This is a genomic window from Streptomyces sp. NPDC006733 (assembly GCF_040636125.1).
Lineage (GTDB): Bacteria > Actinomycetota > Actinomycetes > Streptomycetales > Streptomycetaceae > Actinacidiphila.
Map to the genome: position 1 here is coordinate 93,416 of NZ_JBEYJD010000031.1, position 23,572 is coordinate 116,987.

Sequence of the window (23,572 nt, forward strand, 5' to 3'; positions counted from 1 at the left end):
GTTACTCCTCGATTTCAGCGGTCGCGGGCTCGTCGCCCTCGACCTCTTCGGCGTCGACCTCGTCGGCCTCCGCGCCTGCCTCGGCGTTGCGCGCGATGCCCACTACGGCATCCCGCTTGCCGAGGTTGATCAGTTGGACGCCCATGGTGTCACGGCCCGTCTCCCTGACCTCGTTGACCCGCGTACGAATCACTCCGCCGCTGAGGGTGATGGCGAGGATCTCGTCGCTCTCCTCGACCACCAGCGCCCCGACGAGGGAACCGCGGTCCTCGACGATCTTCGCCGCCTTGATGCCGAGTCCGCCACGCCCCTGGACGCGGTACTCGTCCACCTTGGTGCGCTTGGCGTACCCGCCGTCCGTGGCGGTGAAGACGAACGTACCCGGCCTGACCACATTCATCGAGAGCAGTTCGTCGCCCTCGCGGAAACTCATGCCCTTGACGCCCGACGTGGCACGGCCCATCGGCCGCAGCGCGTCGTCCGTCGCGGTGAACCGGATGCACTGCGCCTTGCGGCTCACCAGCAGCAGATCGTCCTCGGCGGACACCAGCTCGGCGCCGATCAGCTCGTCGTCCGAGCCGTCCTCGGCCTCGCGCAGGTTGATGGCGATGACACCGCCGGCCCGCGGGGAGTCGTAGTCCTTGAGCGCGGTCTTCTTGACCAGCCCCGCCCTGGTGGCGAGCACCAGGTACGGCACGGCCGCGTAGTCCCGGATCGCCAGGATCTGGGCGATCTTCTCGTCCGGCTGGAACGCCAGCAGGTTCGCGACGTGCTGGCCGCGGGCGTCGCGCCCGGCGTCCGGCAGCTCGTACGCCTTCGCCCGGTAGACCCGGCCCTTGTTGGTGAAGAACAGCAGCCAGTGGTGCGTGGTGGAGACGAAGAAGTGGTCGACGAGGTCGTCCTGCTTCAGCTTCGCGCCGCGCACGCCCTTGCCGCCGCGCTTCTGCGACCGGTAGTCCTCGGTCTTGGTGCGCTTGACGTACCCGCCGTGGGTGATCGTGACGACGATGTCCTCTTCGGCGATCAGGTCCTCGATGGACATGTCACCGTCGAAGGGGATCAGCTTGCTGCGCCGGTCGTCGCCGAACTTGTCGACGATGACCGCCAGCTCCTCGCTGATGATCTGCCGCTGCCGCTCGGGCGAGGCCAGGATCGCGTTGTACTCGTTGATCTTGGCCTGCAGCTCGTCGTGCTCCGCGACGATCTTCTGCCGCTCCAGGGCCGCCAGGCGCCGCAGCTGCATCTCCAGGATCGCGTTCGCCTGGATCTCGTCGATCGACAGCAGGCCCATCAGGCCCTCGCGGGCGATCTCGACGGTGTTGCTGCGCCGGATCAGCGCGATGACCTCGTCGATCGCGTCCAGCGCCTTGAGCAGGCCGCGCAGGATGTGCGCCCGCTCCTCGGCCTTGCGCAGCCGGAAGCGCGTACGGCGGACGATGACCTCGACCTGGTGCGTCACCCAGTGCCGGATGAACGCGTCGATCGACAGGGTGCGCGGCACGCCGTCGACCAGCGCCAGCATGTTGGCGCCGAAGTTCGTCTGCAGGTCGGTGTGCTTGTACAGGTTGTTCAGCACGACCTTGGCGACCGCGTCGCGCTTGAGCACCACGACCAGGCGCTGCCCGGTGCGCGAGCTGGTCTCGTCGCGGACGTCGGCGATGCCGGCGACCTTGCCGTCCTTCACCAGGTCGGCGATCTTCTGCGCGAGGTTGTCCGGGTTCACCTGGTACGGCAGCTCCGTGACCACCAGGCACTGGCGGTTCTGGATCTCCTCGACGCTGACGATCGCGCGCATCGTGATCGAGCCGCGGCCCGTGCGGTACGCGTCCTCGATGCCGCTGCGGCCCACGACCAGCGCGCCGGTCGGGAAGTCCGGGCCCTTGATCCGCTCCAGGAGCGCTTCCAGCAGCTCCTCGTGCGAGGCCTCGGGGTTCTCCAGGTACCACTGCGCGCCCGCCGCGACCTCGCGGAGGTTGTGCGGCGGGATGTTGGTGGCCATCCCGACCGCGATCCCCGCGGAGCCGTTGACCAGCAGGTTCGGGAAGCGCGCCGGAAGGACCGTCGGCTCCTGGTTGCGGCCGTCGTAGTTGTCCTGGAAATTGACGGTGTCCTCGTCAATGTCGCGGACCATCTCCATCGACAGCGGCATCATCTTGCACTCGGTGTACCGCATGGCGGCGGCCGGGTCGTTGCCCGGGGAACCGAAGTTGCCGTTGGAGTCCACGAGCGGCATCCGCATCGACCAGTGCTGGGCGAGGCGGACCAGGGCGTCGTAGATCGAGGAGTCGCCGTGCGGGTGGTACGTACCCATGACGTCACCGACGACGCGGGCGCACTTGTAGAAGCCCTTCTCGGGCCGGTAGCCGCCGTCGTACATCGCGTACAGCACCCGGCGGTGCACCGGCTTGAGGCCGTCACGGACGTCGGGCAGCGCGCGCGACACGATGACGGACATCGCGTAGTCGAGATAGCTGCGCTGCATCTCGGTCTCGAGGCCCACCGGCTCGATGCGCACGGTGCTGCTGGTCTCGTCCTCGGCGGGCACGGCCGCCTCTTCTTCGGGCGTCACGGGGGGGTTCTCGTCGGCCATTGCTGGTCAAAGTCCTTTCGGGCGGCGGCGGTGGGGCCGACTCAGATGTCGAGGAAGCGGACGTCCTTGGCGTTGCGCTGGATGAACGAGCGCCGCGCCTCGACGTCCTCGCCCATCAGCACCGAGAACAGGTCGTCGGCCTGCGCGGCGTCGTCCAGGGTGACCTGGCCCAGCACGCGGTGGTCGATGTCCATGGTGGTGATCCGCAGCTCCTCGGCGTTCATCTCGCCGAGGCCCTTGAAGCGCTGGATCGCGTCTTCCCGGACCCGCTTGCCCTGCTGGCGGCCGATCTCCATCATCGCGTCGCGCTCGCGGTCGGAGTACGCGTACCCGAAGTCGTCCCGGCTCCACTTGATCTTGTAGAGCGGCGGGCGGGACAGGTACACGTGGCCGGCCTCGACCAGCGGGCGCATGAAGCGGAAGAGGAACGTCAGCAGCAGGGTGTTGATGTGCTGGCCGTCGACGTCGGCGTCAGCCATCAGGATGATCTTGTGATAGCGGAGCTTCTCGATGTCGAAGTCCTCGTGCACACCGGTGCCGAAAGCGCTGATCAGCGCCTGGACCTCGGTGTTCTGCAGGATCTTGTCGATCCGCGCCTTCTCCACGTTCAGGATCTTGCCGCGGATCGGGAGGATCGCCTGGTACTGCGGGTTGCGGCCCGACTTCGCGGAACCACCGGCCGAGTCACCCTCGACGATGAAGATCTCGCACTTCGTCGGGTCGTTCGACTGGCAGTCGCTCAGCTTGCCCGGCAGCGACGCGCTCTCCAGCAGCCCCTTGCGACGGGTCAGATCCCGCGCCTTGCGGGCCGCGACCCGCGCGGTGGCCGCGTTGATCGACTTGCGGATGATGTCCGCGGCCTCGTTGGGGTTGCGGTCCAGCCAGTCCGTCAGGTGCTCGTGCACGGCCTTCTGCACGAAGGTCTTGGCCTCGGTGTTGCCCAGCTTGGTCTTCGTCTGGCCCTCGAACTGGGGCTCGCCCAGCTTGACGGAGATGATCGCCGTGAGACCCTCGCGGATGTCCTCGCCCGCGAGGTTGTCGTCCTTCTCGCGGAGGAACTTCTTCTCGCGCGCGTAGCGGTTCACCAGCCCGGTGAGCGCCGCACGGAAGCCCTCCTCGTGCGTACCGCCCTCATGGGTGTGGATCGTGTTCGCGAAGCTGTAGACACCTTCGGTGTACTGCGTGTTCCACTGCATCGCGACCTCGACGGAGAGCAGCCGCTCCTTGTCCTCGGACTCGATGTCGATCACCGTCGGGTGAATCAGCTCGCCCTTGCGGGAGTTGAGGTGGTTCACGAAGTCGACGATGCCGCCCGGGTAGTAGTACTTCACCGAGCGCACCTGGGGGGCGTCCTCCGCCTCCTCGACCACCTCGGCGCCGACGGTGGCCTTCGCCGACTCGCGCTCGTCGGTCAGCGTGATCGTCAGGCCCTTGTTGAGGAAGGCCATCTCCTGCAGGCGCCGCGACAGCGTCTCGAAGGAGTACTCGACGGTCTCGAAGATGTCCGGGTCGGCCCAGAACGTCACGGTGGTGCCCGTGGTGGACGACGCCTCGTTCTTCGCCAGCGGCGCGGTCGGCACACCCAGCTTGTAGTCCTGCGTCCAGCGGAAGCCGTCGCGGTTGACCTCGACGGTGACCTTCGTCGACAGCGCGTTGACGACCGAGACGCCGACGCCGTGCAGACCGCCGGAGACGGCGTAGCCGCCGCCGCCGAACTTGCCGCCCGCGTGCAGCACGGTCATGACGACCTCGATGGCGGGCTTGCCCTCGGACGCGACGATGTCGACGGGGATGCCGCGGCCGTTGTCGACGCAGCGCACGCCGCCGTCGGCCAGGATCGTCACGTCGATGGTGTCCGCGTACCCGGCGAGGGCCTCGTCGACCGAGTTGTCGACCACCTCTTGGACCAGGTGGTGCAGACCGCGCTCACCGGTGGAGCCGATGTACATGCCCGGACGCTTACGGACCGCGTCGAGGCCCTCGAGCACGGTGATCGCGCTGCCGTCGTAGACCGGGGTGGAGTTCTCGTTGGGGTTGCCGGAATCGGCCACGAAGCGCCCTTTCTGGCACAGCACGAGCCGCCTCCCGCCGAGCGGGATCGGCTGCGTCGTTCGACATGTACCGCGACTGGGCGGCTTACGTATCAGTCTACCGGTAGCGCCGACATGAATGGGGCTTTGGCGGTACCTGAGTTCCCACGTGCCGTCCTGAACCACACTCGCCCGACTCCCTACACGTGGACCAGGGCCAGAAACGGCTCACGCAGGCGTCCAGGGCTTCTGGCTGTCAACCCTCGATTACGGTGAGCAGGGTCTCAGCAGACACAGGGTCCTCACCCGTACGTGTCGCCCGGACCCTTGCTGCCGGGCGCCCGCAGCCGGCCGTACGTGCGCGGCGGACCCATCGGCCCCAGCACCTTGATCAACTTCACCGTGCCGTGCCCCAGATCGCTGTTCAGGCGCGCGACCAGCGTCGGAGCCAGCAGCCGCAGCTGCGTCGCCCACGCCGTCGAGTCGCACTGCACGGTCAGGACGCACTCCTCCTCGTCGTACTTGGCGGGCTCGCAGTGCTGCGCCACGTCCTCGCCGACGATCTGCGGCCAGCGGCCGGTCACCCCACCCACGGCGGCCGGCGCCTCCCAGCCGCGCTCGGTGATCAGCCGGCTGATCGCGGCGCCCAGCGGCAGCGGATCGCGGCCGTCGGCGCGCGCACCGCTGCGCAGGCCCCCTCTGCGCGCCTGCTTCTTCTGCTGCGTCGCGGCCCCCCGCGCCCGCGCCTGCTCCTTGGCGGCGCGCAGCGCGACCCGCGCCAGGTCGACGCCCGAGGGGCCGTCGCCCGGGGACGCGGCGTCCGCCGGGGCGCCGGCACCCGGCGCCTCCGACCGGGACAGGGGCACCGCTCCCGGGGTTCCCGAGGACTGCGGGGCCGGTCCGCCCGCGCCCGGCTTCCCCGTGCCCCGGCCGCCCGACGGCAGCTGCCCGCTCATGACACACGCTCCGCGGCGCCCTGTTCCACGGCGAACCGCGCCCCAGCCAGCAGATCCGGCACATCGTCCTCCACAGCAGCGGTGACCAGCACCTGTTCGCCCGGCGCCACCAGCTCGGCAAGCCGCCGCCGGCGCTTGGCGTCGAGCTCGGCGAAGACGTCGTCCAGGATCAGCACCGGCTCCCTGCCGTCCGCGCTCAGCAGCTCGTACGAGGCCAGCCGCAGCGCCAGCGCGTACGACCAGGACTCGCCGTGGCTCGCGTACCCCTTCGCCGGCAGCCGTCCCAGGTTCAGCAGCAGATCGTCCCGGTGCGGGCCGACGAGCGTCACGCCCCGCTCGATCTCCTGCTTGCGGGACTCGCCCAGCGCCTCCAGCAGCAGCCCGGACAACTCCTCGCGGCCGCTCGCTCCGGCGAGTCGTTCGCCGATCGAACTGCGGTACTCCAGGACGACCGGGCCGCCCCCCGGCGCCAGCTGCTCGTACGCCTTGTCGGCCAGCGGCTGGAGCGCGGCTGTCAGGTCCAGCCGCTGCGCGAGCAGCTCAGAGCCGACGGCCGCCAGATGCTGGTCCCAGACGTCCAGGGTCGACAGGTCGCCGCCCTTGCCGCCGTGCCTGCGGGCCATCGCCGCGCTCTTCAGCAGCGTGTTGCGCTGCTTCAGCACCCGCTCGTAGTCCGACCGGGTACCCGCCAGGCGCGGGGTGCGGGTGGTGAGCAGCTCGTCCAGGAAGCGGCGGCGCTCACCGGGATCGCCCTTCACCAGGGCGAGGTCCTCGGGCGCGAACAGCACCGAGCGCAGGATGCCCAGCACGTCACGCGGCCGGACCTGGTTGGAACGGTTGATCCGGGCCCGGTTCGCCCGGCCCGGGTTGATCTCCAGCTCGACGAGCTGCTGGCGGTCGCCGTGCACCACCTGGGCCCTGACCACCGCGCGCTCCGCGCCCGAGCGCACCAGCGGCGCGTCGGAGGCCACCCGGTGGCTGCCCAGCGTGGCCAGGTACCCGACCGCCTCGACGAGGTTGGTCTTGCCCTGCCCGTTGGGCCCCACGAAAGCGGTGACGCCCGGGTCGAGGGGTACCTCGACCCGGGCGTACGAACGGAAGTCGGCTAGCGACAGGTGCGCTACGTGCATGGCTGTGCGCCGGCCTCCCCGGTCATGACTACTTCTTGTTCTCGACCGCGTGTCCGCCGAACTGGTTGCGCAGTGCGGCGATCATCTTCATCTGCGGGGAGTCGTCCTGGCGGGACGCGAAACGGGCGTACAGCGACGCGGTGATCGCCGGCAGCGGCACCGCGTTGTCGATCGCGGCCTCCACCGTCCAGCGGCCCTCGCCGGAGTCCTGCGCGAAGCCGCGCAGCTTCTCCAGGTGCTCGTCGTCGTCCAGCGCGTTGACCGCCAGGTCGAGCAGCCAGGAGCGGATGACGGTGCCCTCCTGCCAGGAGCGGAAGACCTCGCGGACGTCGGTGACCGAGTCCACGGCCTCCAGCAGCTCCCAGCCCTCGGCGTAGGCCTGCATCATGGCGTACTCGATGCCGTTGTGGACCATCTTGGCGAAGTGGCCGGCGCCGATCTTGCCCGCGTGGACCGAGCCGAACTCGCCCTCGGGCTTGAGGGCGTCGAACACGGGCTGCACCTTGGCGACGTCCTCCGCGGAGCCGCCGTACATCAGCGCGTAGCCGTTCTCCAGGCCCCAGACGCCGCCGGAGACGCCGCAGTCGACGAAGCCGATGCCCTTGGCCTTCAGCTCCTCGCCGTGCTTCTCGTCGTCGGTCCAGCGGGAGTTCCCGCCGTCGACGACGATGTCACCGGGGGAGAGCAGGCCGCCGAGCTCGTCGATGGTCGACTGGGTGGCAGCACCGGCCGGGACCATCACCCACACGACCCGCGGACCCTTGAGGCTGTCCACAAGCTCCTTGAGGCTGTGGACATCGGCGACGTCCGGGTTCCGGTCGTAGCCGATGACGGTGTGGCCCGCGCGGCGGATGCGCTCGCGCATGTTGCCGCCCATCTTGCCGAGACCGATGAGACCGAGCTCCATCACAGATCCTTCGTTCGAAGCGTGCCTGACCTACGACGAGCCTACGACGGCCCCGCGCGCCCGGCGCAGCCGGAGACCCGCGCAGGTCAGCCGGAGAGGCGCACCGGCATGATCAGGTACTTGTAGGCGTCGTCCGCCTCCGCGTCCACAGCCGGGCGGCCGCTGAGCAGCGCGGGCTTGGTGGACGTGGTGAAGGAGAGCTGCGCGACCGGCGAGTCGATCGCGCTGAGGCCGTCCAGCAGGAACGTCGGGTTGAAGGCGATCGAGATGTCGTCGCCGTCGAGCTTGGAGTCGACGCGCTCCACAGCCTGTGCGTCGTCGCTGGAGCCGGCCTCCAGGGTGAGGACGCCCTGCTCGAAGCTCAGCCGCACCGGGGTGTTCCGCTCGGCGACCAGAGCGACGCGCTTGACCGCCTCGACGAAGGGCGCGGTCTCGATGACGGCGACCGAGGCGAACTCGGTCGGGAAGAGCGTGCGGTACTTCGGCAGGTCGCCTTCGAGCAGCCGGGTGGTGGTGCGGCGCCCGGCGCCCTCGAAGCCGATCAGGCCCTCACCGGCACCGGAGCCCGCCAGCGCGATGGAGACGGTGTCTCCGCTGGTCAGGGACTTGGCGGTGTCCAGCAGGGTCTTGGCGGGCACCAGGGCGACCGCGGAGATGTCCGCCTGCTCGGGCTTCCACATGAACTCGCGGACCGCGAAGCGGTAGCGGTCGGTGGCGGCGAGGGTGACCGTGTCGCCCTCGATCTCGATCCGCACGCCGGTGAGGACCGGCAGCGTGTCGTCCCGGCCGGCGGCGATGGCCACCTGGGCGGCCGCGGCGGCGAAGACCTCACCGGGCACCGTGCCGGACGCGACCGGCATCGCGGGCAGTGCCGGGTACTCCTCCACAGGCAGGGTGTGGAGTGTGAATCGCGAGCTGCCGCAGACCACGGTGACGCGGGAGCCCTCGGTCGAGATCTCCACAGGCCTGTTGGGGAGTGCCCGCGTGATGTCGGCGAGCAGCCGGCCGGAGACGAGGACCGTGCCGTCCTCCTCGACGTCCGCGTCGACGGCGACCCGGGCCGAGACCTCGTAGTCGAAGCCGGAAAGGCTGAGCCTGCCCTCCTCCGCCTTCAGCAGCAGTCCGGCGAGGACCGGCACCGGGGGACGGGCCGGAAGGCTGCGGGCTGCCCAAGCCACTGCCTCGGCGAGTACGTCGCGCTCCACCCGGATCTTCACCGGAACCGCCTCCTGCTTGTTGCTGGCTGTCGGTGAACAGTCTGACAGCCGCCGCCGACAGTCGGTGCGGGTTGAGGTCAAGCCGGGCACGGCGGTGTCGGGCGGCTCCGGCCCGAGTTGTGCACAGCCCATGCTTCCAGGCAGGTTCCCAGTTATCTATGTGTAGTCGTAGTAATAGGTGTTGTGGATACCGTGGATAAGTGGTTCCTGCGCAGGTCAGAGCACGTTTTTTATCCACCGCGCCTGTGGGCGGAGCCGGTGCATAACCTGCCGCTTCTGTGGACGGCCAGAAGTTGTGCACACCGCGTACACAGGGGACCCCCACTTCTCCCCAGCACTGTCCCCAGAAATACCCGGGTTCTCCCCAGCCCAATCCACCCCCCTCGTGTGACGCGGTTCACTCTCCTCGGGGACAGACACCGTTTTGTTGCCGAACAGTGGACAAACGTGTGGAGAAGCTTGGATTAGCTGTGCACAACCGCCTCAAACCTGTGGGCGGCCGGTGGACAACCGTCGGACCGTCCGTTGCCCACAATTTTTGTCCACAGGGTGTGGACAACGGTTTCCCACAAATCCACATGCCGCTGACCTCGCCTGATGAGTATGCAGCGGGCCTGCCTGTGGAGGCAGTTGGGACAACTTCCCAGTCCCCAGGGTGTGGACGGCCGTTTTGGCCCCGACCTGTGGAGAAGCCGCCGTCGGGGCCCGGCATTCGAACAAAAAGAAGCGCCCCGGGAGTTCGACTCCTGGGGCGCTCGCTGGTTCGGCCGTCGGATCCGGCCCGGATCGGGCTCAGTTCCGGCTCAGTTCCGGCTCAGTTCCGGCCCGGATCCGGCGTGAAATCAGCTCTTGATGCGGTTCGTCAGCTCGGTCACCTGGTTGTAGATGGACCGCCGCTCGGCCATCAGCGCCCGGATCTTGCGGTCCGCGTGCATCACCGTCGTGTGGTCGCGGCCGCCGAACAGCGCGCCGATCTTCGGCAGCGACAGGTCCGTCAGCTCGCGGCACAGGTACATGGCGATCTGACGGGCGGTGACCAGCACCCGGCTGCGCGACGATCCGCACAGGTCGTCCACGGCCAGGCCGAAGTACGCGGCGGTCTCCGCCATGATCGCGGGCCCGGTGATGTCCGGCACCGAGTCCTCGCCGCCCGGGATCAGGTCCTTGAGGACGATCTCCGTCAGCTGCAGGTCCACCGGCTGCCGGTTCAGGCTCGCGAACGCGGTGACGCGGATCAGCGCGCCCTCCAGCTCGCGGATGTTCCGCGAGATGCGCGACGCGATGAACTCCAGCACCTCGGGCGGGGCGTTGAGCTGCTCCTGCACCGCCTTCTTGCGGAGGATCGCGATCCGGGTCTCCAGCTCGGGCGGCTGGACGTCCGTGATCAGGCCCCACTCGAAGCGGTTGCGCAGCCGGTCCTCCAGGGTGACCAGCTGCTTGGGCGGCCGGTCGGAGGAGAGCACGATCTGCTTGTTCGCGTTGTGCAGGGTGTTGAAGGTGTGGAAGAACTCCTCCTGCGTCGACTCCTTGCTCGCGAGGAACTGGATGTCGTCGACCAGCAGGATGTCCATCTCGCGGTACCGCTTGCGGAAGGTGTCGCCCTTGCCGTCGCGGATGGAGTTGATGAACTCGTTGGTGAACTCCTCCGAGCTCACGTACCGCACCCGGGTGCCGGGGTAGAGGCTCCGCGCGTAGTGCCCGATCGCGTGCAGCAGGTGCGTCTTGCCGAGTCCGGACTCCCCGTAGATGAAGAGCGGGTTGTACGCCTTGGCCGGCGCCTCGGCGACCGCCACGGCCGCCGCGTGCGCGAAGCGGTTCGAGGAGCCGATGACGAAGGTATCGAAGAGGTACTTGGGGTTCAGCCGGGCCGTCGGCTCGTTCGGCGCGCTGCTCTGGCCGCTGCGGCCGGGAGGCGGCTGGTGCTGGTCGTGGCGGACCTGGTCGCGGTGGCCGGAGTCGTGCCGGCCGCTGTCGTGCCGGGCCGGGTCATGACGGGCCGGGTCATGGCGGTCGCGCTCCGGCGGCGGGGAGCGGTAGCCGCTCTGCGGCGCCGGGGGGTAGGACTCGCGGTCCCGGTCCGCCGAGTAGCGGTCCCGCTCGCCCTGGTAGCCGTCGCGCTCCTGGAAGCCGCCGAGCCGCTGCTGCTGCCAGGGGTCGTCGGAGGCCGGCCGCGGCGGCCAGTCGTCGGCGCCGGGGCGCCCGGAGGAGTGGTCGGGGTAGGCGCGGCGCATCCGGGGGCCGTCGTCGTGGGACGGACGCTCGGCCTGCGGGCGGTCGTAGGACTCGTCGTACTCGCGCCGGTGCTGTCCGTAGGGAGCGGGCTCCTGGACCGGCTCCTGCGGGGCCGGCGCCGGGCCGTCCTGGTCGCCGCCGGAGGCGACGGCGATGGCGATGCCCACGGGGTGCCCGAACTCACGGCTGAGGACCTCGGTGATCATCGGCAGCAGGCGCCCTTCGAGGACGCTCTTCGCGAACTCGTTCGGGGCGGACAGCACCGCGGTGCCCGCGACCAGGGCGAGCGGCTGGGTGCGCTTGAGCCACTCCGCGTCCTTCGGCTTCAGGTCCTCGCTCTCCACCAGGATCTTCTGGAGTACGCGTGGCCACACTGCGGCAAGATCGGCAGATACGTCAGCCACAGTGCACGCTCTCTCAGTCGCTGGTGGTGCCGAGGAATCCCACGAAGGTGTGGTTCTTGGGACGGGCGGGAAGAATGTCGGGTCGGGTGTGCGGTAGATGCCCGAGTTCGGCCACGGTAGTCAGCGCAGGCCCAGTGGTTCAAGTCGTTGTCCACAGGCTGTGCACAAACGGCGCCCCAGGTGACCCCGGTTTGACCGGATGGGTCAACCGCACGTACCGTATCGAGGTCGAGTTGTCGATGGCTGCTGCCGCCTGCCTACCGATGGGCGAGGATCAACCGGGACCCCCTGGAAGATCGTCAAGCGGTGCACCTAAATGGTCCGCGAGTTTCTCGTGGGCGCACGGTGACAGCCAGGCGACGTCCCGCCTTCACCCGATTTTCCCTGGAGCCCCCGAGTGAGCAAGCGCACCTTCCAGCCGAACAACCGTCGTCGTGCCAAGACCCACGGCTTCCGTCTGCGCATGCGTACGCGTGCAGGCCGCGCCATCCTGGCGACGCGCCGTGTCAAGGGCCGCGCCCGCCTGTCCGCCTGATCGCAACAGGTCACATGCCGTGCTGCCCACCGAGAATCGGCTGAGGCGGCGCCAGGACTTCGCGGCAGCGGTACGCCGAGGACGCCGAGCGGGTCGCCCGCTTATGGTTGTCCATCTGCAAGCAGAGACCATGGACCCGCACGTGCCGGGGGGGAACCCTCCCCCGGCACGTGCGGGTTTCGTCGTGAGCAAAGCAGTCGGCGGTTCCGTGCAGCGCAACCTCGTGAAGCGCCGGCTGCGTCACCTCATACGCGAGCGGCTGGCCCTGCTGCCCCCCGGTAGCCTGGTAGTCGTACGAGCGCTGCCCGGAGCGGGTGGTGCTGACCATGCACAGCTGGCCCGCGACCTGGACGCCGCCCTGCAGCGGCTGCTGGGAGGGGTTGCGCGATGAAGTACCCGCTGCTGGCACTGATCAAGGTGTACCAGTGGACCATCAGCCCGTTGCTGGGTCCGGTCTGCCGGTACTACCCCTCGTGCTCGCACTACGGGTACAAAGCCATCGACGTGCATGGAGCGGTCAAGGGATCGGCACTGACCGCCTGGCGCATCCTGCGGTGCAATCCGTGGTCGCCCGGCGGCGTCGATCACGTTCCGCCACGTAAACGCCCCCCGTGGCACGATCGGCTGCGCAGTATGTTGCGCGACAGCAAGGGCGGTCCCGCCGCCGTCGCTGAGACCAGCCCGGCCGCAGAGACCTCGCCCCATGCTCAAGGAGCCTGATTAGTGGACACGATCTCGAGTCTGTTCAGTTTTATCACCACACCGGTCTCCTGGATCATCGTCCAGTTCCACTCGGTGTACGGGAAGATCTTCGGCGCCGACAGTGGCTGGGCCTGGGGCCTGTCCATCGTGTCGCTCGTGGTCCTGATCCGGATCTGTCTGATCCCGCTGTTCGTGAAGCAGATCAAGTCGACCCGCAACATGCAGGCGCTCCAGCCGAAGATGAAGGCGATCCAGGAGCGCTACAAGAGCGACAAGCAGCGACAGTCCGAAGAGATGATGAAGCTGTACAAGGAGACGGGTACCAACCCGCTCTCCTCGTGCCTGCCGATCATCGCCCAGTCGCCGTTCTTCTTCGCCCTGTACCGCGTACTGAGCAGCATCGCCAGCGGTGACACGATCGGTTCGATCAACCAGCCGCTGCTGGACAGCGCCAAGAAGGCGCACATCTTCGGCGCCCCGCTGGCGGCCAAGTTCACCGAGAGCTCCGACAAGGTCGCGGCGCTCGGAGCCTCGATCACGGACGTCCGGGTCGTCACCGCGATCATGATCGTCCTGATGTCGGCGTCGCAGTTCTACACGCAGCGCCAGCTGATGACGAAGAACGTCGACATGACGGTGAAGACGCCGTTCATGCAGCAGCAGAAGATGCTGATGTACATCTTCCCCGTCATGTTCGCCGTGATGGGTATCAACTTCCCCGTCGGTGTCCTCGTCTACTGGCTGACCACCAACCTGTGGACCATGGGCCAGCAGATGTTCGTCATCCGCCGGAACCCGACGCCGGGCAGCCTCGCCTTCAACCAGCGCCAGGAGCGGCTGCGGGCCAAGGGCAAGCTGGTGGAACCGCCCGAGGAGATCGCGGCCAAGGAGGCCGTCGAGGTCGCCCGCGCCAACCGCCAGCAGCCGAAGCGGCAGACCAAGGCGCGCCGTACGACGGCCGCCGGCACCGCGCAGGGCTCCGTGGCCGGATCGGCCGCCGCGCCGGGCAAGACGGCGGACAAGCCGAGCCTGACGAAGAAGGAGCCCGGCGACGCCAAGCCCGCCACCGGCACCGGCTCCGGAGCGTCCGGCTCCCCCAGAACGTCCAAGGGCGGACAGCGCAAGGGTCAGCAGCGCCCCAAGCACCCGTCCAAGAAGTAGTGCAGAACCTGATGAGGAGCCCATCCGTGACGGAAGGCAACAGCACCACTGTGACCGACGGCGGCTCCGCCGATCGCCTCTCCCGCCTGGAGCAGGAAGGCGAGATCGCCGCCGACTACCTGGAGGGTCTGCTGGACATCGCGGACCTCGACGGGGACATCGACATGGACGTCGAGGGCGAGCGAGCTGCTGTCTCGATCGTCGGCGACTCCTCCAGCCGTGACCTGAACAAACTGGTCGGGCGGGACGGCGAGGTGCTCGAGGCACTGCAGGAGCTGACCCGGCTCGCGGTGCACCGGGAGACCGGCGACCGCAGCCGGCTGATGCTGGACATCGGTGGCTTCCGGGCCCGCAAGCGGACCGAGCTGGCGCTGCTGGGCGCCAAGGCGGCGGACGAGGCGAAGGGCACCGGGCAGCCGGTCAAGCTCGACCCGATGACGCCGTTCGAGCGCAAGGTCGTGCACGACGCGGTCGCGGCCGCCGGGCTGCGCAGCGAGTCCGAGGGCGAGGAGCCCGAGCGCCGGGTTGTCGTGCTCCCGGTCTGATCGGGCCGAGCACGGCCCAGTACTGCTCAGTCGGCCCCGTCTGCTCGCGGACGGGGCCGATCCTTGTAAGCCTGGAGTCGCCGCAGTGCGGCAGCCGGGATCGATGGAAAGGACAGTCCTCGTGACGGAGGCAGCAGCGGAGGCGGCGGCGGAACTTCCCGCACCGCCCGAGCAGGCGCAGGCAGTGTTCGGCGAGCGTTTCGCCGATGCGGTCCGCTATGCGGAGCTGCTGGCCGACGCGGGGGTGCGCCGGGGTCTGATCGGTCCTCGCGAGGTGCCCCGGCTGTGGGAGCGGCACCTGTTGAACTGCGCGGTGCTCTCCGAGGTGATCCCGCAGGACAGGACGGTCTGCGACGTCGGCTCCGGCGCGGGGCTGCCGGGCATCCCGCTGGCCCTGGCCCGGCCGGATCTGCAGATCACCCTGCTGGAGCCGCTGCTGCGCAGGACCACGTTCCTGGACGAGGTCGTCAAGCTGCTGTCGCTGTCCAACGTCACCGTGGTGCGCGGGCGTGCCGAGGAAATGGTGGGCAAGCTTCCCGCGGTGGACGTGGTGACGGCCCGCGCGGTGGCGCCGCTGGAGCGGCTGGCCGGCTGGGGGCTGCCCCTGCTGCGTCCGCACGGCGAGATGGCCGTGCTCAAGGGGGACACGGCCGAGGAGGAGCTGAAGGCGGCGCGGGCCGCGCTCGGCCGGCTCGGTGCGGTGGAAACCTCCGTGGTGCAGGTCGGCGACGGCGTGGTGGATCCGCTGTCGACGGTGGTGCGGGTCGTGGTCGGGGAGAGCCCCGGCGGGGTGCGGGCCGCTACGCGCAGGGCGAAGGCGGCGCGGGCGAGCCGGGCGGCGAAGAGTTCCGGCCGACGCCGTCACTGAGGCTCGTGGGGGCGCGTTCTACTCCATACAAACGGCCAAAACGACATAATTCGGAGTGTCTCCGGGATATGAGACACGCGGCTGTGCATCGTGTTCCACGTGAAACGTCGCTCCCTGCTCCCAGGAGTCCTCACCCGCGGTCGTGCGGCGGCTGAGGCGCGCGCAAACAAGCCCTCGAAGTCGGCCCATGAGGTGGATTCATCCACAGGCAGTCGGGCCTCGCTGGTTCACGACCCCGAAAGCATGGCAGGCTCTGTGCATTGCGAGCCTGTAGTCGAGGAGAGTGAATCCTTGCGGTCCGACGCCAACATCGCGGGGCCGATGACCGATCCGGTCCCCGGTCCCCGTTCGGAATCATTCGGGGGGGATGTTTCACGTGAAACATTGCCCCCGATGGACGACACCCCCATCGGTCGCGCCGCCCAGTTGGCGGTAGAAGCGCTCGGTCGGGCCGGCGAGGGCCTCCCTCGGCCGGCTCAGACCCGCGTGATGGTGGTGGCCAATCAGAAGGGCGGGGTCGGGAAGACCACGACCACGGTCAACCTCGCTGCCTCGCTCGCGCTCCACGGCGCCCGCGTGCTGGTGATCGACCTCGATCCCCAGGGCAACGCCTCCACGGCGCTGGGCATCGACCACCATGCCGATGTCCCGTCGATCTACGACGTCCTGGTGGAGAGTCGCCCGCTCTCCGAGGTCGTCCAGCCGGTCCTCGACGTCGAGGGGCTGTTCTGCGCTCCGGCCACGATCGACCTCGCCGGCGCGGAGATCGAACTGGTCTCCCTGGTGGCGCGGGAGAGCCGGCTGCAGCGGGCCATCGAGGCCTACGAGCAGCCGCTGGACTACGTCCTCATCGACTGCCCGCCCTCGCTCGGCCTGCTCACCGTGAACGCCCTGGTGGCCGGCGCCGAGGTGGTCATCCCGATCCAGTGCGAGTATTACGCGCTGGAAGGCTTGGGACAGCTGCTGAAGAACGTGGACCTGGTCCGCGCTCATCTCAACCCCAAGCTGCATGTATCAACCATCCTGCTGACCATGTACGACGGCCGTACCCGGCTCGCCGCCCAGGTCGCAGACGAGGTGCGTACCCACTTCGGCAAGGAAGTGCTGCGCACGAGCATCCCCCGCTCGGTCCGGATCTCGGAGGCACCCAGCTACGGCCAGACCGTGCTGACCTACGACCCGGGATCCAGCGGGGCCCTGTCCTACCTCGAAGCGGCACGCGAGATGGCTCTGCGTGGCGCTGAGGGCACCAATGAGCATGATCAGCACAGCATGTCGGAGGGGATCCAGTGAGTGATCGACGCAGAGGGCTCGGCCGTGGTCTAGGCGCGCTGATCCCAGCGGCGCCGTCATCGGCGACCACGTCGCCGTCGGCGGTACCGCTTCTGACAGCGGACCGCACCATGCTGGCGGCCACCAAGGTCGCCGGTCTGAGCCCCAGAACCCACGATGCTCCGCCGTCGGTGGACATCCCGGTTTCACGTGAAACAGAACCGGTCCCGGCAGCAGCCGAAGCGCCCTCGGCGCCGAGCGCGTACTTCGCCGAGCTGCCGATCGACTCGATCACGCCGAACTCGCGCCAGCCCCGTGAGGTGTTCGACGAGGACGCGCTGAACGAGCTCATCACCTCCATCAAGGAGGTGGGCCTGCTCCAGCCGGTCGTCGTACGGCAGGCGGGACCCGAGCGCTACGAGCTCATCATGGGCGAGCGCCGGTGGCGGGCCTGCCGGGAGGCCGGTCTGGCGAACATCCCGGCGATCGTCCGGGCCACCGAGGACGAGAAGCTTCTCCTGGACGCGCTCCTGGAGAACCTGCACCGCGCCCAGCTGAACCCGCTGGAAGAGGCGGCGGCCTACGACCAGCTGCTGCGCGACTTCGCCTGCACCCACGAGCAGCTGGCCGACCGGATCGGGCGTTCCCGCTCGCAGGTCTCCAACACGCTGCGCCTGCTGAAGCTCTCGGCGCCCGTGCAGCGACGGGTCGCGGCCGGAGTGATCTCCTTCGGGCACGCACGCGCGCTGCTCTCGTTGGAGGACGGCGAGGACCAGGATCTGCTCGCGCACCGCATCGTGGCCGAGGGGCTGTCGGTGCGGGCGGTCGAAGAGATCGTGACCCTGATGAACGCGGAGCCGAAGTCCGAGAAGAAGGTCGTGGGCCCGCGGGCCGGACGGCGGGTCTCGCCGGCGCTGACCAATCTCGCCACGCGGCTGTCGGACCGCTTCGACACCCGGGTCAAGGTCGACCTGGGGCAGAAGCGCGGAAAGATCGTCGTGGAGTTCGCCTCGATAGAGGATCTGGAGCGGATCCTGGGGACGATGGCCCCCGGTGAGGGCAAGGTCCTGGAGAGCCGGCTCGACGAGGAACCTGACGACGACGTCGAGTGAGTCCGGTCCCGAAAGAGCGGGTGGCGTTCCGAAAGGAACGCCACCCGCTCTTTGCTTGTCCTCAGTGTCCCGGGACAGGGGGCGAGACTACGATGCTGAGGAGGTAGGGAGCCTCTCTGGGGAGGGAAGCCCATGCGCGCGGTGAAGGTCGGACCTGAGCACGAGCGGCACATGGCAGCTCTCGTAGCCGCGGGACTGGGCTTGGGGGCGGTGGGGGGATTCGTGGGCAGTTTGGTTCGCGACAGAAATGAGGGCCTGGCCGTATGGGGCGTCGGCTCGTTCCGCTCACGTTGGACAACCTCTCGGATCTCCCCAAGCGCTGTAGATCCTGCGTCTTCTGGGAACTCGATCCGGTAAGCGGTGAGGCCGCCGTCCAGGCGGGCAAGCCGGAGCTGGAGAAGGAGGCCTGGATCTCCGCGGTCCTGCTGGAGTGGGGATCGTGCGGCCGGGTGGTGTACGTCGACGACGTCCCGGCCGGGTTCGTCCTCTACGCGCCACCGGCGTACGTCCCGCGTTCCACGGCGTTCCCCACCAGTCCGGTCTCTCCGGACGCGGTGCAGCTGATGACCGCCAGGATCATGCCCGGGTACCAGGGGCAGGGCATCGGGCGGGTCCTGGTGCAGACCGTCGCGAAGGATCTGGTGCGGCGCGGGGTGAAGGCGATCGAGGCGTTCGGCGACGCGAAGTGGGCCGAGCCGGGATGCGTCCTGCCGGCCGACCACCTGCTGGCGGTGGGCTTCAAGACGGTCCGCGCCCATCCGCGCTATCCACGGCTGCGGCTGGAACTGCGATCGACGATCTCCTGGAAGGAAGACGTGGAGATGGCGATCGATCGTCTGCTGGGCGCCGTCCAGAAGGAGCCGGCCCTCAGACCGCTCTGAGGCGCCTGCGCACCCCCGAACGCGAACAGGCCCGCTCCGGTGAGGAGCGGGCCTGTTTCACGTGGAACGGTCAGCGGCCCAGGGCCGCACGACGTCGGATCAGACGGCGTCGCCGATGAAGTCCGCGAGGTCGCGCTTGATGGCGGCCTTCGGCTTGGCACCCACGATGGTCTTGACGACCTCGCCGCCCTTGTAGACGTTGAGCGTCGGGATCGACATCACGCCGTACTTGGCAGCGGTGACCGGGTTCTCGTCGATGTTGAGCTTGACGATGGTGATCTCGTCGGGGTGCTCCGCGGCGATCGCCTCCAGGGAGGGGGCGATCTGCCGGCACGGGCCGCACCACTCGGCCCAGAAGTCGACCAGCACGGGCTTGTCGCTGGCGAGGACCTCCTCGGCGAAGGTCGCGTCGGTCACAATCTTGGTATTGCCGGCCACGGCAGTCTCCTCAGGCTCGATACGTGTGGGGGAGAGGGCTTTGACGGTCAGGCGGTCTTCTCGGCGTCCGCGAGGGCGGCGAGGAAGCGTTCGGCGTCCAGAGCGGCCGAGCAGCCGGTGCCGGCTGCCGTGATCGCCTGACGGTAGGTGTGGTCCACGACGTCACCGGCGGCGAAGACACCGGAGACGTTCGTGCGGGTGCTGGGCGCGTCGACGGTGAGGTATCCCTCGCCGTCCAGTTCCAGCACGCCCTTGAACAGCTCGGTGCGCGGGTCGTGGCCGATGGCGATGAACAGCCCGGTGACGGGCAGCTCCGAGGTCGCACCGGTCGTCGTGCTGCGCAGCGTCAGGCCGGTCAGCTTGTTCTCGCCGTGGATCTCGGCGACTTCGCTGTCCCACACGAACGAGATCTTCGGGTCGGCGAAGGCGCGCTCCTGCATCGCCTTCGACGCGCGCAGGCTGTCGCGACGGTGGACGATCGTCACGGACTTGGCGAAGCGGGAGAGGAAGGTCGCTTCCTCGATCGCCGTGTCGCCGCCGCCGATGACGGCGATGTCCTGGTCCTTGAAGAAGAAGCCGTCACAGGTGGCGCACCAGGAGACCCCGCGTCCGGAGAGCTGGTCCTCGTTGGGGAGGTTCAGCTTGCGGTGCTGGGACCCGGTGGTGACGATGACGGCCTTCGCCCGGTGGACGGTGCCCTCGGTGTCGGTGACGGTCTTGATGTCGCCGCTGAGGTCCACCGCGACGATGTCGTCGGGCACCAGCTCGGCGCCGAAGCGCTCCGCCTGGGCGCGCATGTTGTCCATGAGGTCGGGACCCAGGATGCCCTCCCGGAAGCCCGGGAAGTTCTCCACCTCGGTGGTGTTCATCAGCGCACCGCCTGCGGTGACCGACCCCTCGAAGACCAGCGGCTTCAGGGCGGCGCGCGCTGTGTACAGCGCGGCGGTGTAGCCCGCAGGCCCGGATCCGATGATGATCACGTTACGGACGTCGCTCACGGGTGTCTTCCTCGTCTCTACCGACTACTGCGGGGCCCTGGCGGGACTCTCGTCCTGCCTAACGGATCCTAAGGGTCCAGCATTCCCGCGCCGGTACGCCGTCAGCGCGCGTACGTGTCCTGCCGGAGTACCCGGCCCGGCTCCGTGGTGCAGGCGGCGTCCACGACGTACACGTCGACGTGCGCCGGATCGCCGGGGTGGGGAAGGACCACCAGGTACGCGTCGGTGCCCTCGTAGGGCTCGTGCGCGGAGGCGAGCGCCTGCTCGGAGCGGTGGACGCCCTTCTGCACACACGGCGGCAGCGCGACGGACTGGGTGCGGAACGGGGTGAGGGCCGGGGTGTCGGAACCGAGCGCCGGGGACTGCGCGCCCGAGGTCTGGACCGGTTCCCCCAGCAGCTCCCGGACACGTGCCTGGAGAGCGCCGGCGACCTCTGCGTCGCGCTTCGCCCCCGCCACGTCTCCCGGCTGCCGCGCCACGTCCGAGACGCGCTTGTCCGCCGCGTCGTTCTGGTTCGCTCCGATGTCGAGGGAGTGCAGCAGGACCCCGCCGAGGCCGAGGACCGCAGCCGTGGAGGCCGTGACCAGCAGTGTCCTGGCCCAGCGGCGCCGGGGGCGGGCGTGGCCGCGTCCCGGGCCCGTGGAGGCCGTGGAGTGGCCGCTGGGGCGGCCCGCGCCCTGCGGCGCCGTCCCCTGGGGGGCCGGCGGGGGGGGAGGGTGGGGAGTGGCGAGACGGGGGCGCCGCGCCCGGGCCCGGGGGCGCCGGGGCCGGGCGCGGGGGGGCCCCCCCCCCCGGGCGCCCCCCCCCCGGGGGGGCCCCGGGGCTGGACTGTTCCACGTGGAACAGTCGACGGCGCCGTCGAGTCGAGCAGCGCCTCGGCGGCGAGCGCGGCGTCGATCCGGCCGGCGATGTCCGCGGGCATGCGCGGGGGGCCGGGGAGTGTGCCCAGCAGGTTGCGGATCTCGTCCAGCGACGAGCGCACGTCGGAGCAGAGCTCGCAGCCGTCGAGATGGCCGCGTACGTCCGCGGAGCGGCCCGGTGGCAGGAGGCCTTCGGCCAGGTCCGAGATCTCCGAGACCTCGGGGTGCGCGTCCGTTCCCGTCGTCGAAGTCACTGGTGGCCACCTCCGCCCTTTTCCGTTGCCGTCTCTGGGACGGATGTCCCCTCCGTCCGGTTCCTTCCCCGGCTGGAGTCCGCGTTACTCCCCTGGTCGGCGCGCAGATGAGTGAGGAGCGGCAGGAGCCGTGCCCGGCCGCGCGCGCATCTGCTCTTCACGGTGCCGGTCGGTACGTCGAGAACGGCGGCGGCCTCGGCGACGGGGTAGCCCTGCATGTCCACCAGGACGAGGGCGGCGCGCTGCTCCGGGGGCAGGGTGGCGAGGGCGGTGACCAGTTCGCGGTGGAGCTCGCCGCGCTCGGCGGGGGCGGCGGCGGATTCGTGCGGTTCGAGGAGCGCCTCGAAGCGGTCCTCGTCGTCGACGGGGGAGGTGCGGCGGGAAGCCGTCTTGCGCGCCCGGTCCAGGCACGCGTTCACGGTTATCCGGTGCAGCCAGGTCGTGACCGCGGACTGGCCGCGGAAGGTGTGGGCGGCGCGGAAGGCGGACACCAGCGCGTCCTGGACGGCGTCGGCGGCCTCCTCGCGGTCCCCCAGGGTGCGCAGGGCGACGGCCCACAGGCGGTCGCGGTGGCGCCGGACGATCTCCCCGAACGCGTCGGGGTCTCCCGCGACGTGCCGGGCGAGGAGATCAGCGTCGCTGGCCTCCTCCCCCGGCTTACTGTCGTCGTCCACAAGCGCCTCCCCGTTCGCCGCTCAGCTGGTGCCGAGGACCTTTATCTCCGCGATGCCGCCGCGGAAGCCGCCACCCGACTCGGGTGGCAGGTCGGTGATGTGGATCAGGACGTACCGCGTCTCCACCGGCACGGCGACGGTCACCCGCACCGTGCCCCCCGCCTTGGACGCCGGGGAGAGCCGTTGCGGGAAGGCCGCCAGGGCGGTCGGCCGGGAGGCGTCCGGTGCCGCGGCCAGCACCTCGACGGTCTGCCCGGGGGCCCACATCGTGACATCGATACCGGTGACCTTCCGGCGGCCGCCCAGGTCGACGGTGATGCCACTGCCCTGGATGCGGCTGGAGAGGTTGCCGAAGTTCGACTGGCCCTTGTAGTTGCTGGTGATCCAGGCGGTGTCGGCCCTGCCGTCTATGGCGAGCGGGACCTTCCCCGGCTGCGTCGGGTCGCCCAGGGGCGAGAACTCGCTGGCGGACGAGATGGCCAGTGTCGTGCCGGGAGCGGAGCCGGTGGGGTCCTGGCCCGCCCGCTGGGAGGTCCCCGTGTCGTCCTTGCTCCGTGCCTCGCGGCTCATGAGCGTGTCCGCGAGCTGCCAGCTGCCCAGGCCCAGCGCGACGATCAGCAGCGCGGAGACGGCCCACTTGAGGGCCTTGCCGGTGCGGCCGGGAAGGGTCGGCGGCGCGGCGGGGGGCGTGGGGGCCGGCCGGGGCGCGGCGGGCGTCTGGCGGTAGGGGCCCTGCTGGTACGTGGTGCGCTGGTACGGCGAGATGTCCGGCTCGGGGGGCCGGATCCGGGGCAGGCCGGCGACCGCCCGCGCCAGCTCCTCGGGAGTGGTGCAGGGCGATTCCTCGCGGGAGGCGGTGGCGCCCTCGTTGACGAGCGCACGCATCGCGATCTCCGACAGCCCGCGGTGGACCCCTGCGCGCACCTGGTCGGGGGCGACGAGCCCCACGTCCTTGGGGAGCCCGGTGAGGCCGTACGCGTCCTCCTCGTAAGGCCAGCGCCGGGTGAGCGAGGCGTAGAGCAGGGCGCCGATCGCCTGGGTGTCCTCGCGCTGCGGCCGCTCCGACTTCAGACCGCGCAGCGCGGCGGTGACGGCCAGGCCGCGGATGCGGTACTGGCCCGAGCTGGTGCGCAGTACGGAGCCGGGGCTGAGCCGCAGGTGCGCCAAGCCCTCGCGGTGGGCGGCGGCCATGGCTTGGGAGACCTGGCTGACCATCTGGTAGGCGTCGTGCGGCTCCAGCGGTCCGGCGGTCAGGCTGTCGCTGAGGGCGGTCGCGTCCGGGAGCCACTCGTGGATGACGTAGACGAGGTCGTTCTCCTCGACCGCGTCGAGGACCTGTACGAAGCGGGGATCACCCAGGAGTGCCGCCGAACGGGCGGCGGCGAGCACCTGGCGGGCCCTGGGGTGGTCGGCGGGCAGGAGGTGCATGCCGACGGCACGCCGCAGCTTCTCGTCGACCGCCCGCCAGCTGCTGAAGCCGTCGAGACGGGTGACGCACTCCTCCAACTGGTAGCGGCGGGCGAGCTTGTGTCCGCTGTGGAGTTCCGGCGGGTCGCTCTTGCCCTGGTGCTGTTCCGCCGTCCCGCCCTGTGGTTCGTCCCGCGCGTCCTGAAGGATGTTCTGATCCGTCGTCTCGTCGGCTGTGGCCCCGTCCTGCTGGACGGCGGGCGGCGGTTCGCCGCCCTCGTTGGCCACTCCGACGGCAGCCGTACTCCGATCCGCCACCGTCGTTCCTGCCTCCCCATCCGTTGCGCGATCCCACTGCAGAGCCAAGGCCAATTGTGCCCACAGTCCTGCTCTATGCAC

The 23,572-nt window shown here is 69.6% G+C and carries 21 protein-coding genes; 9 read left to right on the plus strand and 12 right to left on the minus strand.

Going from position 1 to position 23,572, the window contains the following annotated elements; all coding sequences use genetic code 11:
• Window position 1: 1 nt before the first annotated feature.
• The 7 genes from gyrA to dnaA all read right to left on the minus strand — a co-directional run bounded on the left by gyrA (window position 2) and on the right by dnaA (window position 11,466).
• Window positions 2-2,590, minus strand: coding sequence for a DNA gyrase subunit A (gene gyrA / locus ABZ721_RS26135; protein WP_358791127.1), 2,589 nt, complete (start codon window positions 2,588-2,590; stop codon window positions 2-4).
• A gap of 41 nt (window positions 2,591-2,631) precedes the next feature.
• Window positions 2,632-4,665: a DNA topoisomerase (ATP-hydrolyzing) subunit B gene (gene gyrB, locus ABZ721_RS26140; protein WP_358791128.1), complete on the minus strand. Its 2,034-nt coding sequence runs from the start codon at window positions 4,663-4,665 to the stop codon at window positions 2,632-2,634.
• A 257-nt stretch (window positions 4,666-4,922) separates the two neighbouring features.
• Window positions 4,923-5,576 carry a DciA family protein gene (locus tag ABZ721_RS26145; protein ID WP_358791129.1) on the minus strand — a complete coding sequence of 218 codons (654 nt, stop codon included), beginning with the start codon at window positions 5,574-5,576 and terminating at the stop codon, window positions 4,923-4,925.
• Entirely contained in the window at window positions 5,573-6,706 is a 1,134-nt protein-coding gene (gene recF / locus ABZ721_RS26150; protein ID WP_358791130.1) for a DNA replication/repair protein RecF, read from the minus strand. The genes ABZ721_RS26145 and recF overlap by 4 nt, the downstream gene beginning before the upstream one ends.
• A gap of 28 nt (window positions 6,707-6,734) precedes the next feature.
• Window positions 6,735-7,613 carry a phosphogluconate dehydrogenase (NAD(+)-dependent, decarboxylating) gene (gene gnd / locus ABZ721_RS26155; protein WP_358791131.1) on the minus strand — a complete coding sequence of 293 codons (879 nt, stop codon included), beginning with the start codon at window positions 7,611-7,613 and terminating at the stop codon, window positions 6,735-6,737.
• An 86-nt stretch (window positions 7,614-7,699) separates the two neighbouring features.
• The gene (dnaN, locus tag ABZ721_RS26160) at window positions 7,700-8,830 is read right to left on the minus strand and encodes a DNA polymerase III subunit beta (protein WP_358791132.1); all 1,131 of its coding nucleotides are present in this window, start codon (window positions 8,828-8,830) and stop codon (window positions 7,700-7,702) included.
• Window positions 8,831-9,672: 842 nt separating this feature from the next.
• Window positions 9,673-11,466, minus strand: a complete 1,794-nt coding sequence (gene dnaA, locus ABZ721_RS26165) for a chromosomal replication initiator protein DnaA (protein ID WP_358791133.1) — start codon at window positions 11,464-11,466, stop codon at window positions 9,673-9,675.
• Window positions 11,467-11,863: 397 nt separating this feature from the next.
• On the opposite strand from dnaA, the gene rpmH reads away from it, so the two are divergent.
• From rpmH to ABZ721_RS26210, 9 genes are all read left to right on the plus strand, one after another.
• Window positions 11,864-12,001: a 50S ribosomal protein L34 gene (rpmH, locus tag ABZ721_RS26170; RefSeq protein ID WP_138351176.1), complete on the plus strand. Its 138-nt coding sequence runs from the start codon at window positions 11,864-11,866 to the stop codon at window positions 11,999-12,001.
• Window positions 12,002-12,020: 19 nt separating this feature from the next.
• Entirely contained in the window at window positions 12,021-12,392 is a 372-nt protein-coding gene (gene rnpA / locus ABZ721_RS26175; RefSeq protein ID WP_358791134.1) for a ribonuclease P protein component, read from the plus strand.
• A complete protein-coding gene (gene yidD / locus ABZ721_RS26180) occupies window positions 12,389-12,721 on the plus strand; it encodes a membrane protein insertion efficiency factor YidD (protein WP_358791135.1) in 333 nt (110 codons plus the stop codon). Before rnpA ends, yidD begins: the two co-directional genes overlap by 4 nt.
• A gap of 3 nt (window positions 12,722-12,724) precedes the next feature.
• Window positions 12,725-13,864 carry a membrane protein insertase YidC gene (gene yidC, locus ABZ721_RS26185; RefSeq protein ID WP_358791136.1) on the plus strand — a complete coding sequence of 380 codons (1,140 nt, stop codon included), beginning with the start codon at window positions 12,725-12,727 and terminating at the stop codon, window positions 13,862-13,864.
• Between the two features lie 26 nt (window positions 13,865-13,890).
• Window positions 13,891-14,409: a R3H domain-containing nucleic acid-binding protein gene (locus tag ABZ721_RS26190; protein ID WP_358791137.1), complete on the plus strand. Its 519-nt coding sequence runs from the start codon at window positions 13,891-13,893 to the stop codon at window positions 14,407-14,409.
• 103 nt (window positions 14,410-14,512) lie between these two features.
• Window positions 14,513-15,277: a 16S rRNA (guanine(527)-N(7))-methyltransferase RsmG gene (gene rsmG, locus ABZ721_RS26195; RefSeq protein WP_358791138.1), complete on the plus strand. Its 765-nt coding sequence runs from the start codon at window positions 14,513-14,515 to the stop codon at window positions 15,275-15,277.
• Window positions 15,278-15,520: 243 nt separating this feature from the next.
• Complete coding sequence (locus tag ABZ721_RS26200; protein ID WP_138351170.1) at window positions 15,521-16,570, plus strand: ParA family protein; 1,050 nt, start codon at window positions 15,521-15,523, stop codon at window positions 16,568-16,570.
• Window positions 16,567-17,661 carry a ParB/RepB/Spo0J family partition protein gene (locus ABZ721_RS26205; RefSeq protein WP_358791139.1) on the plus strand — a complete coding sequence of 365 codons (1,095 nt, stop codon included), beginning with the start codon at window positions 16,567-16,569 and terminating at the stop codon, window positions 17,659-17,661. Before ABZ721_RS26200 ends, ABZ721_RS26205 begins: the two co-directional genes overlap by 4 nt.
• Window positions 17,662-17,924: 263 nt before the next feature.
• Window positions 17,925-18,542 carry a GNAT family N-acetyltransferase gene (locus ABZ721_RS26210; RefSeq protein WP_358791140.1) on the plus strand — a complete coding sequence of 206 codons (618 nt, stop codon included), beginning with the start codon at window positions 17,925-17,927 and terminating at the stop codon, window positions 18,540-18,542.
• A 99-nt stretch (window positions 18,543-18,641) separates the two neighbouring features.
• Here ABZ721_RS26210 and trxA read toward each other — a convergent pair whose 3' ends face one another.
• From trxA to ABZ721_RS26235, 5 genes are all read right to left on the minus strand, one after another.
• Window positions 18,642-18,980, minus strand: a complete 339-nt coding sequence (gene trxA, locus ABZ721_RS26215; RefSeq protein ID WP_358791141.1) for a thioredoxin — start codon at window positions 18,978-18,980, stop codon at window positions 18,642-18,644.
• Window positions 18,981-19,027: 47 nt separating this feature from the next.
• Complete coding sequence (gene trxB / locus ABZ721_RS26220) at window positions 19,028-19,978, minus strand: thioredoxin-disulfide reductase (RefSeq protein WP_358791142.1); 951 nt, start codon at window positions 19,976-19,978, stop codon at window positions 19,028-19,030.
• Between the two features lie 101 nt (window positions 19,979-20,079).
• On the minus strand, window positions 20,080-20,436 hold the full coding sequence (locus ABZ721_RS26225) for a hypothetical protein (protein ID WP_358791143.1): 357 nt from the start codon (window positions 20,434-20,436) through the stop codon (window positions 20,080-20,082).
• Window positions 20,437-21,088: 652 nt separating this feature from the next.
• A complete protein-coding gene (gene sigM / locus ABZ721_RS26230) occupies window positions 21,089-21,766 on the minus strand; it encodes an RNA polymerase sigma factor SigM (RefSeq protein ID WP_358791144.1) in 678 nt (225 codons plus the stop codon).
• A 21-nt stretch (window positions 21,767-21,787) separates the two neighbouring features.
• Complete coding sequence (locus tag ABZ721_RS26235) at window positions 21,788-23,491, minus strand: protein kinase family protein (RefSeq protein ID WP_358791145.1); 1,704 nt, start codon at window positions 23,489-23,491, stop codon at window positions 21,788-21,790.
• Between the last annotated feature and the right edge of the window lie 81 nt (window positions 23,492-23,572).

Excerpts from the sequence above, each read along its gene's own strand:
- ABZ721_RS26200 (WP_138351170.1), top strand. The coding sequence starts at position 15,521 with ATGGCAGGCTCTGTGCATTGCGAGCCTGTAGTCGAGGAGAGTGAATCC.
- gyrA (WP_358791127.1), bottom strand. The coding sequence starts at position 2,590 with ATGGCCGACGAGAACCCCCCCGTGACGCCCGAAGAAGAGGCGGCCGTG.
- rsmG (WP_358791138.1), top strand. The coding sequence starts at position 14,513 with ATGGAAAGGACAGTCCTCGTGACGGAGGCAGCAGCGGAGGCGGCGGCG.
- yidD (WP_358791135.1), top strand. The coding sequence starts at position 12,389 with ATGAAGTACCCGCTGCTGGCACTGATCAAGGTGTACCAGTGGACCATC.
- gnd (WP_358791131.1), bottom strand. The coding sequence starts at position 7,613 with ATGGAGCTCGGTCTCATCGGTCTCGGCAAGATGGGCGGCAACATGCGC.
- ABZ721_RS26210 (WP_358791140.1), top strand. The coding sequence starts at position 17,925 with ATGGGGCGTCGGCTCGTTCCGCTCACGTTGGACAACCTCTCGGATCTC.
- recF (WP_358791130.1), bottom strand. The coding sequence starts at position 6,706 with ATGCACGTAGCGCACCTGTCGCTAGCCGACTTCCGTTCGTACGCCCGG.
- ABZ721_RS26145 (WP_358791129.1), bottom strand. The coding sequence starts at position 5,576 with ATGAGCGGGCAGCTGCCGTCGGGCGGCCGGGGCACGGGGAAGCCGGGC.